The organism is Shewanella sp. ISTPL2, from assembly GCF_013283205.1.
Taxonomy (GTDB): domain Bacteria; phylum Pseudomonadota; class Gammaproteobacteria; order Enterobacterales; family Shewanellaceae; genus Shewanella; species Shewanella oncorhynchi.
On the sequence record NZ_JAAPAV010000001.1, the window covers coordinates 772,103 to 785,881 of the forward strand.

Here is a 13,779-nt window from a genome sequence, read left to right on the forward strand (position 1 = left end):
ATTGGCACAACAAGTGCAACAGCGCTATTAGTGTCAATAATAAATCAATATTAACTACCCTGAGAGATAATTAGAATGATTAAAGGAATATTAACTGTTGTAGCATTAACATCATCGCTTGCTGCTGTAAGCAATCTTACTTCCTTAGATAGCATAGATACCTTCTCAGCAGTACCAAATGTTCGCTTCAAACAAACTGAAGTTGCTGCCGTTCCAAACGTTCGCTTCAAACAAACTGAAGTTGCTGCCGTACCAAACGTTCGCTTCAAACAAACTGAAGTTGCTGCTGTACCAAATGTTCGCTTCAAACAAACTGAAGTTGCTGCTGTACCAAATGTCCGCTTCAAACAAACTGAAGTTGCTGCGGTACCAAACGTTCGCTTCAAACAAACTGAAGTTGCTGCAGTACCAAATGTTCGCTTCAAACAAACTGAAGTTGCTGCAGTACCAAATGTTCGCTTCAAATCAATTGATGTTGCTGCGGTACCAAATGTTCGTTTTTCCGAAACAACTTTTGCTTAATAAAAATTTTTATTAAGGAGCTAAAATGCTGAATTCAATCAAAAAAGTACTCGGCTTATCCAAGCCAGCGCGTAAAAAAGTTAAGTTGCCTGAAGGCTTGAATCACCTTGAAGTGATTTCTGCAAAAGGTTGGTGGAACTAATTTAAGTTCTGTAGCCATGAGTCTAACTCATGTACAGTGATAGTGAATTAAGTTAGCGCAGCTTAGAAACAATAAAGGGAGCATTGACTCCCTTTAGTTTTAAGTGAATATAAAAGTACTAATCGTCATAAAGTTATGAAGTTATGAAGTTATGAAGTTATGAAGTTATGAAGTTATGTTACATAACAGATTGATAAATTAGCTATTTAATATCCCTTCCTCACTACAACGGACTTTCCTCAAGGCTAAATGACTATGTGTCGTAAAGAGTGGATAAGCCAGAGGCCCGAGCACAAAACCCAGCAGCACCCAATGCTTAACAGTAAGACCTGCGGTAAATGCAGCCAAGCCAAAGTACCAAGCCGAGATTAATGCGATAAAGATAACCAGCAAAACCACAAACCACCTCTTTGAAAACAACTAAATAAATCATAAAGGTAGAGAAATTAATTCCTCATTAAAATGCGGATGCTACTCGCGTAGTCTTGGTGATTGATGCACATGTTAAATACGTCGTTTTAACAGCAGGATAAAAAATTCTCCGCACTATGCATAAACGAGCAACACTCATTCATCGCTACGCTCTCAGTACAGAACAGGTAACACTGAACTCTCGATAAAGGGCTCAGATTATACAAGATCCACACCCCCAACATGAACATTTTTTAGGCAAAAAAATGCCTTATGGCAATAAAAAAAGCGGCAATAATCTGCCGCTTTTTTGTTCAATTCCAATTTACTAAGACCTAGATTAACTATGACTTAAATTCACTGAAACTTAGAAAAAGTGCGCGTTTTCTTGAGCCATGGTTTTTAAACGCTCACAAGGCTCGAATCTGTTACCGAATTGACTTTGATAACCTTCAAGGATCTTCACTAAGTTCGCGGCGCCTAAAGTGTCAATATAATGGAATGGGCCACCGAGGAATGGCGGGAAGCCAATACCGAAAATAGCGCCAATATCACCATCTCTTGGCGATGCGATAATACCATCTTCTAAACAACGGACCGCTTCGTTGAGCATTTGTACGACACAACGCTCGGCAACTGCTTTTGCGTCTTTATTGGTGCCAGGCTTAATACCTAACACGCCATAAACACTCTCATCGACAGCTTTGGCTTTCTTGCTCGATGCGCCGTATTGATAGAAACCTTTACCATTTTTACGGCCTTTACGATCGTCACCTAAAAGCTTGTCGAATGCGGCTGGCGCTTTAAAACGTTCACCCAATTCTTTCTCAAGGATCGGTGAAATTTTTGCGCCCACGTCGATACCCACTTCGTCGAGCAAAGTAATCGGTCCCACAGGGAAGCCAAATTTCACTAAAGCTTTATCCAAATGCTCAACACTTTGGCCTTCGAGTAGTAATTGCGCCGCCTCGTTCATATACAGAGCCAGAATACGGTTCACGTAGAAACCCGCGCCATCCTGTACCACTATCGGTGTTTTACCTTGCTTACGGGCAAATGCGACGGTTGTCGCAATGGTTTCTGGCGACGTTTTAGCGTGGGCAATCACTTCCACCAGCGGCATTTTTTCCACTGGCGAGAAATAATGTAGACCAATTACATTCTCAGGACGCGTCGACGCCTCGGCGATTTGGCTAATAGGTAAAGATGAGGTGTTTGACGCAAAAATCGTGTGCTCACCACACTCACGCTCAATGTCTTTCACCATTTGATGCTTAAGCGCTAAGTCTTCAAATACCGCTTCCACAACGATGTCGGCATCTTTAACGCCTTTATACTCAGTGGTTGTCGTCATCAGTGCCATTAAGTTGTCACGGGCAGCTGGCGTCATATGGCGGCGCTTTACCCCTTTCTCCAACAACTTATAAGCGTAGGCTAATGCATTGCTTAAACCTTTTTCGCTGATGTCTTTGACGCGAACGGGGATTTTAGCCTTAGTGGTCGTCACAGAGGCAATGCCTCCGCCCATTAAACCACCACCTAAGATCACCGCTTTCTTCACTTTACGCGGCGTTGCACCCTCAGCGCCGGTTTCTTTCTTCATTTCAGTGGTGGCGAAAAAAATACTGCGCAGCGCTTCAGATTCTTTTGATACCACTAATTCGGCAAAGTGACTCGCTTCGACTTCTAACCCTTTTTGCATCCCCTTCGCAATCCCTTGACGCACGCAGTCAATAATCTTGGCGGGTGCTGGATAATTACCTTGGGTTTTCTTTTCGACTTGTTTAGTCGCTTGATCGAAAATAATGTTACGGCCAAAGCTCGTACCTTCAAGCACTTGATTAACGAGTGACTTTTTAATAGGTTTCGGTGCACGTTTACCCGCAAGCGCCATCTCAACGGCGGTTTGCAGCAAAATGGTCTGCGGTACAACATCATTCACTAAGCCCATTTTCAAGGCTTGTTTAGGACGGATTTGTTTACCGGTGAGCATCATATCTAGGGCGGTGGTAATGCCGACTAAACGAGGCAAACGTTGCGTCCCACCGCCACCAGGCAATAGGCCAAGTTGAACTTCCGGTACGCCGAGCATGGTTTTACCATCGTCGCTACATACCCTTTGATGACAGGCTAAGGCTAACTCTAAGCCACCACCTAAACAGGCACCATGGATTGCCGCAACCACAGGAATTTTTAACGCTTCTAACTCATTAAAAACCACATGCCCTTGCTGGGATAAGGCTTTGGCATCGCCCGCTGTTTTACAGGCATCGAGCATGGAAATATCCGCCCCCGCGACGAAAGAGTCTTTTTTGCCAGAGATCAGCACAAGTCCACGAATATGAGGATCGCTTTTAATCTCAGCCAGAATCTCACTGATTTCAGGACCAAACTGTGCTTTTAGGGTGTTCATGGTTTCGCCAGGAACATCCATAGTCAAAATGGCGATGCCGTCGTCGCGGCGGGTTAAATTAAAGGTCTTTTCCATGCCGATTACTCCACTTCCACTATCATAGCCACACCCAAACCACCGGCCGCACAGGCCGTCGTTAAGCCAGTTCCACCACCACGGCGCTTAAGCTCACGACACACTTGGGTGATTAAACGGGTTCCCGTTGCCGCAAAAGGATGACCATAAGCGAGCGAGCCACCGAGCACGTTAAACTTGCTCATGTCGATTTCGCCAATCGCGCGGTTGCGGCCGAGTTTTTCTTCGGCAAATTTTTTCGAAGCAAACATCTGCATATTCGCTAATGTCTGCGCCGCAAAGGCTTCGTGCATTTCAATCAGAGTAAGATCTTCTAATTCCATTCCAGCACGTTTTAACGCCAGTGGCGTCGCGTAGGATGGCCCCATCAGCATATCTTGCCAGACATCAATGGCGCTAAAGGCGTAACTCTTAATGTAACCAATAGGTTGATAACCTAAGGCTTTGGCTCGACCTTCACTCATCAGGATAATCGCTGAGGCACCGTCAGTCAGTGGCGTACTATTGGCCGCCGTCACAGTACCATGTTGTTTGTCGAATGCAGGACGCAACTTAGCATATGACTCCAATACTGAGTTTTCGCGGATATTGTTATCACGATCGATAAACTGCTTATACGGCGGTATATGCGCGACCATAACTTCGTCACGCAAATGGCCGGAAGCCCAAGTTTCACTCGCTAAGGTATGTGAGCGATGTGCTAAGGCATCTTGATCGGCACGGCTAATATTGTAGGTTTTTGCCATCTGCTCGGCGGTTTGTCCCATAGACAAGCCCGTTGAGTACTCGGCAACCGCAGGCGGCACAGGTAATAAATCCTTTAAACCTAAACGACGGAAAATTTGTAATTTTTGCCCAAAACTACGGGCTTTATTCAGATCGACTAACGCATGGGCTAATTTTTTCGACACACCGATAGGCAATACAGAGGAAGAGTCGGCGCCGCCCGCAATACCGATTTCGATATTGCCTGTCATGATAGATTCGGCCACGTTTACGGCAGATTGAAAGCTAGTTGCACAGGCGCGAGTGACACTATAAGCATCGGTCGACACATTCATGCCAGTACCGAGTACGATTTCACGGGCAATGTTAGGTGCAGCCGGCATTTGCACGACTTGTCCATACACTAATTGCTCAATCAGCTTAGGATCGAGTTCTGAGCGCGCCAATAATTCATTGACCACCATTTTGCCCATATCGAGCGCCGATACGCCGTGGAATGCCGTGGCTTGCTTTGCAAAGGGCGTTCTTAAACCCGCTACAATGGCGATACGTTCACCCTTGGCGTTCGTAACCTGTTGTCTATCACTCATTTGTCACCCTCTTTATGTGCGCAATCGCTGAGAGATTTCAGGCGGCGCTAGCTATTTCCGTGTTTGACCCATTGTGTTACGGCGAAAAACGCCCAATAACAGGTCTGACCATTAAAGTGTGATCTGATTCTAACTTCTTGTCAGCAAGTTTTAAACACCTGTTTGTTTTTTTAACACTAGCCAAACCCTAAGGGAATTCTTTACCATAGCTGTTGTCTATAGCCCACACACGTATTTTCAACATAATAAAACGAGTAGCATCATGCCTTTGAGTCGCTTCCACGCATTACGCACTTACCTAAATAAGGTTGTTTTAGGGCAGCCAGTATTGACCGAAAATCTGCTCATTGCCTTAATTGCCAATGGCCACTTATTAGTTGAAGGACCTCCGGGACTGGCAAAGACTCGTGCAGTGAAAGCCTTATGTGACGGGGTTGAGGGCGATTTTCACCGCATTCAATTTACCCCAGATCTACTGCCCGCCGACTTAACTGGCACAGATATCTATCGCTCGCAAACTGGCACCTTCGAATTTGAAGCCGGACCGATTTTCCACAATTTAATCTTGGCGGACGAAATTAACCGCGCCCCCGCCAAAGTTCAGTCAGCCTTATTAGAAGCCATGGCCGAAGGTCAAGTCACAGTTGGTAAGCACAGCTATAAGCTACCGCCGCTGTTTTTAGTGATGGCCACCCAAAATCCATTAGAAAACGAAGGCACTTACCCGCTGCCCGAAGCACAGCTTGACCGTTTTCTGATGCACTTAAACCTTGATTACCCGAGCGGCGAGACTGAAATCGAAATTCTGCGTCAATCCCGCAAAGAAGCGCTGACCCACGAATTGCCAACCACTGAGCCGATTGCACAAGCAGATGTGTTTGCCGCCCGTGACGAAGCCATGGAAATCTATCTCGCCGAACCGCTCGAAAAATACATAGTCGAAATCGTGATGGCGACCCGTGAGCCTTTACGTTACAGCGAAGACTTAGCTAAGTGGCTTGAGTACGGCGTAAGCCCGCGCGCAACTATTTCATTAGAACGCTGCGCCCGCGCCCGTGCTTGGCTGCACGAGCGAGACTTTGTTTCACCAGAAGACATTCAAGCCGTCGCACCGAACGTGTTAAGACACAGATTGCTACTTAGCTACCAAGCACAGGCCGAAGGTGTCAGCCGCGATCACGTGATCAACCACATCTTAAGTCAAGTTGCAGTACCTTAACGGTGAAGATAAAGGTGAAATAAGATGAGTGACACAGCGCGACTCTCAGCCTCGGTCGATGGCTTGCCGCTTTTTGCCGATGGCTTGCATTTAACCGAGCAAGAGCTGCTGGCGTGCCAAAATATCGCCCGAGCTATGCCTGAGCGTTATAGCCGTGCCCGCGCTAATTTAGCGGGCCATCGCAGCAGCTTAATCAAAGGCCGCGGTATGGAGTTTGCCGAGGTGCGCCACTACCAACAGGGCGACGATGTGCGCACCATTGATTGGCGCGTTACCGCTCGTACGGGCACAACTCACACTAAGTTATTTGTCGAAGAACGTGAGCGCCCTATTTTATTGTTAATCGACTTGAGCCAGAGCCTCTATTTTGGTTCGAGTTTATTGCTGCAATCGGTGCAAGCAGGACACCTTGCGACCACCTTAGGTTGGAATGCGATTAACCATGGCGATCGACTCGGCGCCTTGATCGCCAGCGAGTCTGAGCATTTAGAGCTCAAACCCCGCAGCCGTCGTCAGGGCATATTGCAATTGATCTCAGGCCTGCGCCGTGTACACGAAAATCAGCTCAATCATGTTGGCAGTGGCCAGCGCGATCCTGACCATATCCTGCGTGCCTGTCAGCGATTACAACGTATCGCCAAACCCGGCTCCTTAGTTTGGATAGTGACAGATGGCAGCCATTTTAGTCCCCAATGTATCGCGCCTCTCACCGAGCTTAAGCGTCATTGCGATGTGGGTGCCTATCTTATTACCGATCCCCTGCGTCAAGGTACACTGCCGTTACCGCACAACTTTAATTTGCCGGTACGGGATGGGAATGAGGACTTAGTGCTTACCCGCCTCAGTTATCAGGCTTGGCTCGACATTCAGTTGCGTCAGCAAAAGGACTTTATCGCCATGATGCAGCAACTGCGCGTTCGCACCCAGCTCATAGATGCGGGTGCTCCCCTAGCCCATCAATTGGAATTATTGCGTTAACTATGGATCCAGCAACAGTGAATTCAGAAATAGCAAATCCACAGGCAACAGTACCTATGCCTTCTACGGCGCCAAACCCTGCCCTTGCACAACTGCAGGATATTATTCATCCCGAACCGATCGGCGCTTGGCCTTGGGCAATCGGTTATTGGCTGGTTTTAGCTCTTGTGATTGCCCTCATCACACTCTTAGTTATCTGGCTAAGAAAACGCGCTCGTGACTTAGCGCCGAAAAAAGCCGCGAAGCAGTTACTCAATCAGCTCGATAAACAAGCGACGTCCTATGCCTCTGACGTCAACAGCCTATTAAAGCGCACCGCCATGAGTTACCTCAACAGAGAAGCAATAGCCTCCTTAGATGGCGAAGCTTGGGCGGCTTGGTTAGACAGCTATTTACCCGAGCATAAACGTCAACGTATCGGCCCCTTATTAGCCAAACGCCATCAGGCAACGCCATTGACCTTAGCTGAAGCCAATGAATTACATCAACTCGCACAGGCTTGGTTGGCATCGAAAGCAAAACTGAGTGCGCCTGAGTCGACTCTTGATCAAGCTAAGAGCAAAGTGCTAATCCAACCCGCTGACACTCAACAAGCGGAGGCACAATGTTAACAATTGCATGGCCTTGGCTATTGATATTATTGCCTTTACCTTTGATTTTTTGGCGCCAACACACAGTGCAAGTGGATGGTGGCCGGCTGCAATTACCCGGAATAAGTCAAACGGGCAAACAAAGCTTAGCGGCCAACACGCGCCAGAGCCGCAAACGCTACTGGCTGATGTGGTGCCTGTTAGTACTCGCTATTGCTCGTCCTCAATGGCTTGGTGAACCTATCGAACTGCCAAGCCAAGGCCGTGATTTGATGATGGCGGTGGATTTATCCGGCAGTATGCAGATTGAAGACATGGTGGTGAATGGCAAAACCGTCGACCGTTTCACTTTAATCCAGCACGTCGTCAGTGACTTTATCGAGCGCCGCAAGGGTGACCGTATCGGCTTGATCCTCTTTGCCGATCACGCCTATTTACAGGCGCCGCTCACCCAAGATAGACGTTCAGTGGCGCAATTTTTAAAAGAAGCACAAATTGGCTTAGTCGGTAAGCAAACCGCCATAGGTGAAGCTATCGCTCTAGCGGTAAAACGCTTCGATAAAATGGATGAGAGTAATAGAGTGTTGATTTTATTGACCGACGGCTCTAACAACGCGGGCAATATCGAACCAGAGCAAGCAGCGCAAATTGCCGCTAATCGTAAAGTTACTATTTATACGGTTGGTGTGGGCGCAGATGTAATGGAGCGCCGTACACTCTTTGGCCGCGAGCGGGTTAATCCTTCGATGGATCTGGATGAAAACCAACTTAAGCATATCGCCGACGTCACCCACGGCCGTTATTTTCGCGCCCGTAACAGCCAAGAGTTAGACCAGATTTACCAAGAAATCGATAAACTCGAACCTGTGAGTCGCGATCAATTAAGCTATCGTCCGCAGGCAGATCTGTTCTACTGGCCGCTGGCACTGGCATTACTGACGAGTCTGTGGATTGCCTTAGGTCAATTGCCACTCTTTGCAGCGCGCCGCGTTAAACCCTCTGTCGCAACCACTTCACAGGGGAACATCAAATAATGAGCCTACATTTTATTCGTCCCGAATGGCTACTCGCACTAGTACCGCTAGCCTTAGCCTTGTTGAGTTTATGGCGGCAACACGAGAGCCACAGCGCGTGGAATCGTTATATTGCGCCGCACTTAGCCAAGATATTGGTCACCCAAGGCAATAAGAAATCCCGCCGTCCGTTGCATTTATTAGCCTTAACTTGGTTGATTGCGACCTTAGCACTCGCCGGACCTGCCGTTAATAAACAATCCTTACCTGTGTTTGCCGCCGAGCAAGGCCGCGTACTGGTGATGGACATGTCCGTATCTATGTTCGCCACCGATCTTGCGCCGAATCGGTTAACCCAAGCCAAATTTAGGGCAACGGATCTCCTGCGTAATCTTAAAGAAGGTGAAACAGGTTTAGTCGCCTTTGCCGGCGATGCCTTTACTATCAGCCCATTAACCCGTGATACCGGCACATTACTCAATTTACTGCCGACCTTAAGTCCTGAGATCATGCCCGTTCGTGGCTCAAACTTAGCGGCAGGCTTGACCCAAGCCAAAACGCTACTGGCTCAGGGTGGCCATATTCGCGGTGATATTATCCTGATGACAGATGGCATCACAACAGCCCAGTTTGATGAGGCTAACTCGGCATTAAATGGCACGCAATATCGCCTCGCCGTCGTCACTTTTGGCACCAGCCAAGGCGCGCCAATCCGTCTACCCGATGGACAATTACAACGCGACAGCAGCAACGAAGTCGTTGTGGCCAGCACTGATTTCGCTCTGCTGCAAAAACTGGCCGCGAATAACAAAGGCGTTCTGATCCAGAATCGCACCGACGGTAATGATCTCGCCCAATTACAGCAATGGTTAAGCGATGCTGGCGATGCGAAAGCCACAGATCTTGATGGTGAAACTTGGCAGGATCTCGGTCCTTACCTCGCCTTATTATTACTGCTACCCGCCCTTTTCAGCTTTAGACAAGGAATCGTGGCCAGTGTTGGATTTGTCACTCTTGCTGGCAGCTTACTGCTCGCGGCTGTGCCTCAGCCAGCCCATGCCAGTGTGTGGGACAATGCCTGGGATAATGTGTGGAAAACCACAGATCAACAAGCGATGCAGGCCTATCAATCCCAAGATTACGCAAACGCCGCTAAGCAGTTTGAGTCGCCCCAATGGCGAGGCAGCGCCCAATACAAAGCCGGTGATTACCAGCAAGCACTAAAAACCTTCGAGCAAGATAGCTCAGCCCAAGGCCTCTACAATCAAGGCAATGCATTGATGCAACTCGGTAAACCCGATAAGGCCAAGGAGCGCTATCAAGCCGCACTTAGAAAACAAGCCGATTTCCCTGCGGCGAAGGCCAACCTTGAACTGGCTGAAAAGTTATTGCAAGAACAGCAACAACAGCAAGGTAAAAACGAGCAACAGGATAAGAACCAAGATCAACAAGGCGATCAGCAGTCTGGCGACCAACAATCCGGTGACCAAAAATCGCAGGATAAACAGCAATCTGACCAAGATAGCGCTCAGAAAGATAAGCAAGATCAAGCGGGACAAAAGTCTCAGGATCAACAGGACGATGCCGACGCGGATCAAAGCCCTGAACAGCAAAAAACGGATGATCAACAGTCTGAGCAAGATAAGCAAAATGGCAATGCTCAGGACAAGCAGAATGAAGCTCAGCAGGAAAATGAGCCTGTAGACAATTCACCTGCAGACAATGAAGCTAAGATGCAAGCGCAGGCTAAAGCCGATGCTGAAGAGCAAAAGTCAGCTGAGCAAGAAAAGCAAAGCGTTGCCGCCAAAGAAGCTCCTGAGCAAAATGCGCAAGATAAACAAGAGGCTGCTATGAGTGAATCGGTAGAGGCACCGCCAACCAATAGCGAGCCACTGCCCGCAGAAATGCAGCGAGCACTGAGGGGCGTGAGTGAAGACCCGCAAGTGTTACTGCGCAACAAGATGCAGTTGGAATATCAAAAACGCCGTCAAAATGGCCAAATATCAAAGGATAACGAACAGTGGTGACGAGACAATTTTTTATCCTGCTACTCCTTGCCATCGGAGTGGCCCATCCCGCCTTTGCACTTAGCAAAATTGAGGCCTCGGTCGATCGCAACCCTGTGATGGAGGGCGAATACTTTGTGCTCAACATCAGTGTCGATGACGAGGTCGATACCGGTAAGCTTGACACATCCGCACTACTGAAAGATTTTATTGTCGGCCGTACTAGCGTGAGTCGCAGCACGCAAATCATGAACTTCGATGCGGTCAAAGAAACCCGCTGGCAAGTACTGCTCGCGCCAAAACAACAAGGCCAGTTAACCATTCCAGCCTTTAGTATTGACGGCGTCAGCTCATCGCCTATTCCACTCAAAGTGGTCGAAACTGGTAGCCAGCCCGCGCAAATGAACAATCTGTTCATTGACGCCAAAGTCTCGACCGACGAAGCCTATGTTGGGCAGCTCATTACCTACAAGGTGAAGCTCTATCTGGCGGTGGAATTACAAAGGGGCGTATTGAGTGCACCAGTGATCGAAGGCGCACAGATCAAACAAATCGGTGAAGATAGGGATGGTTCAGAGATAGTCGATGGCCGACGTTACCGCGTGATTGAACGCACCTATGGCATCATTCCCGATTTGCCCGGCCAAGTGAATATTAAAGGTGCAACCTTTGCTGGCGATGTGCTGGTAGAATCCCAACGCCGCGGCGGCATGTTTGGCTTTAATGAAAGCCGCCCAATGCAAGCAGGCGCGCCCTCACTGACAGTTCAAGTGAATCCCGCACCAACAAGCTTCCAAGGCCAATGGCTGGTTGCCGATTTAGTAGCGCTAAAAGAAAACTTCCCTGAGGATATTAAAAAGTTTACCGTCGGTAGCCCTATCACCCGCACTATTACACTGTTGGCTTCCAATGCCGATGAAAATAGTCTGCCTGATATAGTGCAAACTCTGCCCGATGAACTCAAGTCATACCCAGAAAAACCCCAGCGGCAGACCTTTGTGCGCGATGCACAAATTGTTTCGCAGTACAGTATTACTTCGGCAATCGTTCCCAGCAAAGCGGGCACCTTTACCTTGCCCGAAATCAAAGTGCCTTGGTGGAATCCGCGCCTTAAACGTCAAGAAACTGCAACGCTGCCCGCACGTACCATAATCGTTGAAGGTGGTGCTGTCAGTGATACGCCAGCTCAACCAACATGGGAAACCAACTCCGCGGCCGATAAGGGCTGGTCTTGGCTAACCACTGTTTTTGCTGCGCTATGGCTGGTCACTCTAGTCGCTTGGATTATCACCTTAGTCGCTTGGCGCCGCGCCTTAAAAAATCAAACGGCCGCCCCAATTGCAGTAAACTCTTCAATCAGTTCAGCACAATCAGTGACTGCCTCCGGCTTGAAAGGATTAGAGCAAGCCTGCGCCAGTGGCGATGTAAGCCGAATTATGTTGCAATTGCAGCGATCTTTCAGTGAGTTACAGCAAACGCCTATGACATTAGATAAGATTGCTGAGCAGTCACCACAACTGGCAGCAGCGATACAGCAACTGCAAATCAAAGCCTACAGTGCGAAGGCCGATAAGAGCCACCATACTGACAGTGCTAATACGAGCAGTGCGAATTCTAACAATACAAATAGCCACTTAAGCGCCGAATGTACCGCCTTACTTAACGCGGTTAAGGCCTGTGAGCATAAACATTCAAACCCAAAATCAGCGCCATTAAGCCCACTGAATCCTAAATAAATGATGGGGTTAATGACAAAGAAGCGAGTGCTACTATGCTAAATATTCCGCCAAAAAGCCCAAAGATAAAAAATGTTTGCTAACTGGCGCAAGAAATCCGTCGAGCCCGCGGTCTCTTCTGACATGCTAAGCAAACAACGACGATACAACAGCCTAGTCAAGGCGCTACATGCAGACATTTTCCGCTACGCCTATTGGTTATGCGGCGATAAGCACGTGGCTGAAGACATTACCCAAGAAACCTTCTTGCGGGCGTGGCGCTCTTTGGATTCCCTCAAGGATGATAAAGCGGCGAAAGCTTGGCTGATCACGATTCTTAGGCGTGAAAATGCGCGGCGTTTCGAGCGTAAACAGTTCGATTATTCCGACGTTGAGCAAGATACCTTAGAGGACAATATCTCCAATAGCAGTGAAGAGCAGACCGAGCAATATCTGATCCGTCGACAAATTGGCAAGCTGGATATCGAATACCGTGAACCACTCTTACTCCAGCTCATTGGTGGCTTTAGCGGCGATGAAATCGCCGAGCTGATGGAGCTCAATCGCAACACCGTAATGACGCGTTTATTTCGGGCGAGGAGCCAATTGAAAGAATTACTTGAGAAGAATGATGTGAGAGGTCAATCCAATGGATGAGCTTAAATTTAGACGTCAAGCTTATGAAGATCCTCATAATCAAGATGCTGACTTTCTGGCGCAGATCAATGCCAAGCCAGAAAACCAAGCCCTAATCAATGAGCTTAAAAACCTTGATGCCAAACTGAGCAACGCATTGAAAGTAGATGTGGCTGAGGATCTCGCCGACAAACTCATTTTGCGTCAGCAGTTACAACAGCACCATAAACAGCGCCGGCAAACGTTTTTTTTAGTGGCCATGGCAGCCTCGGTTGCGTTTGTGGTAGGGATCAGCTTCAGCCTATTACGCTTAGGGCCTATTGATTTGGCTGAACATGCACTGGCCCATGTCTACCATGAAGATATTGCCTTGCATGTCGATCAAAATGTCAATTTTAGTCAAGTCAATGCCCAGCTTGCGTCGATAAAAGACTTTGGCAATGCCAAATTTACCCAACAACCGGGCAAAGTGTATTACACCTCTTATTGCGATTTTCAAGGGGTAAAAAGCCTGCACTTAGTACTTCAGGGCGAACAAAGTAAGGTGACACTCTTTATCGTGCCACTCGAGAAACGTATGGTGTTGGATAAAACCTTCGCTGACGGTAAATATCAAGGAATGGGCTTTGAAACGCCCGATGCATTTATTTTGCTCATAGGTGAGGATCAAGCTGACCTTAGCTATATAAAAGACGAAATCAAGAATATATTTATTTAACTCATTGTTATAAATTGCATTTAAA

General features: G+C 47.9%; 12 protein-coding genes. 9 read left to right on the forward strand and 3 right to left on the reverse strand.

What is annotated here, in order from left to right; all coding sequences use genetic code 11:
- The first annotated feature begins 75 nt into the window (after positions 1–75).
- Positions 76–522: a hypothetical protein gene (locus tag HUB64_RS03485; protein WP_173496400.1), complete on the forward strand. Its 447-nt coding sequence runs from the start codon at positions 76–78 to the stop codon at positions 520–522.
- Between the two features lie 340 nt (positions 523–862).
- On the opposite strand, the gene HUB64_RS03490 is transcribed toward HUB64_RS03485, so the two are convergent.
- From HUB64_RS03490 to fadI, 3 genes are all read right to left on the reverse strand, one after another.
- Positions 863–1,063, reverse strand: a complete 201-nt coding sequence (locus HUB64_RS03490; protein ID WP_131525278.1) for a hypothetical protein — start codon at positions 1,061–1,063, stop codon at positions 863–865.
- 379 nt (positions 1,064–1,442) lie between these two features.
- Complete coding sequence (gene fadJ / locus HUB64_RS03495; RefSeq protein ID WP_173496401.1) at positions 1,443–3,563, reverse strand: fatty acid oxidation complex subunit alpha FadJ; 2,121 nt, start codon at positions 3,561–3,563, stop codon at positions 1,443–1,445.
- Positions 3,564–3,568: 5 nt separating this feature from the next.
- Positions 3,569–4,879: an acetyl-CoA C-acyltransferase FadI gene (gene fadI, locus HUB64_RS03500; RefSeq protein WP_014610833.1), complete on the reverse strand. Its 1,311-nt coding sequence runs from the start codon at positions 4,877–4,879 to the stop codon at positions 3,569–3,571.
- A gap of 262 nt (positions 4,880–5,141) precedes the next feature.
- Here fadI and HUB64_RS03505 point away from each other — a divergent pair, with 262 nt between their 5' ends.
- The 8 genes from HUB64_RS03505 (at position 5,142) to HUB64_RS03540 (ending at position 13,754) form a co-directional block, all read left to right on the forward strand.
- Entirely contained in the window at positions 5,142–6,098 is a 957-nt protein-coding gene (locus HUB64_RS03505; RefSeq protein WP_028761051.1) for a MoxR family ATPase, read from the forward strand.
- Positions 6,099–6,122: 24 nt separating this feature from the next.
- On the forward strand, positions 6,123–7,076 hold the full coding sequence (locus tag HUB64_RS03510; protein WP_131525281.1) for a DUF58 domain-containing protein: 954 nt from the start codon (positions 6,123–6,125) through the stop codon (positions 7,074–7,076).
- Positions 7,077–7,078: 2 nt separating this feature from the next.
- Entirely contained in the window at positions 7,079–7,687 is a 609-nt protein-coding gene (locus HUB64_RS03515) for a DUF4381 domain-containing protein (RefSeq protein WP_131525282.1), read from the forward strand.
- Positions 7,681–8,700 (forward strand): VWA domain-containing protein, encoded by a 1,020-nt coding sequence (locus HUB64_RS03520; protein WP_131525283.1) that lies wholly within the window; start codon positions 7,681–7,683, stop codon positions 8,698–8,700. Before HUB64_RS03515 ends, HUB64_RS03520 begins: the two co-directional genes overlap by 7 nt.
- A complete protein-coding gene (locus HUB64_RS03525) occupies positions 8,700–10,706 on the forward strand; it encodes a VWA domain-containing protein (RefSeq protein ID WP_173496402.1) in 2,007 nt (668 codons plus the stop codon). The genes HUB64_RS03520 and HUB64_RS03525 overlap by 1 nt, the downstream gene beginning before the upstream one ends.
- Positions 10,700–12,421 carry a BatD family protein gene (locus tag HUB64_RS03530; protein ID WP_173496403.1) on the forward strand — a complete coding sequence of 574 codons (1,722 nt, stop codon included), beginning with the start codon at positions 10,700–10,702 and terminating at the stop codon, positions 12,419–12,421. Before HUB64_RS03525 ends, HUB64_RS03530 begins: the two co-directional genes overlap by 7 nt.
- A 72-nt stretch (positions 12,422–12,493) precedes the next feature.
- A complete protein-coding gene (locus tag HUB64_RS03535; protein WP_006085483.1) occupies positions 12,494–13,057 on the forward strand; it encodes a sigma-70 family RNA polymerase sigma factor in 564 nt (187 codons plus the stop codon).
- On the forward strand, positions 13,050–13,754 hold the full coding sequence (locus HUB64_RS03540; protein ID WP_131525286.1) for a DUF3379 domain-containing protein: 705 nt from the start codon (positions 13,050–13,052) through the stop codon (positions 13,752–13,754). The genes HUB64_RS03535 and HUB64_RS03540 overlap by 8 nt, the downstream gene beginning before the upstream one ends.
- The last annotated feature ends 25 nt before the right edge of the window (positions 13,755–13,779 follow it).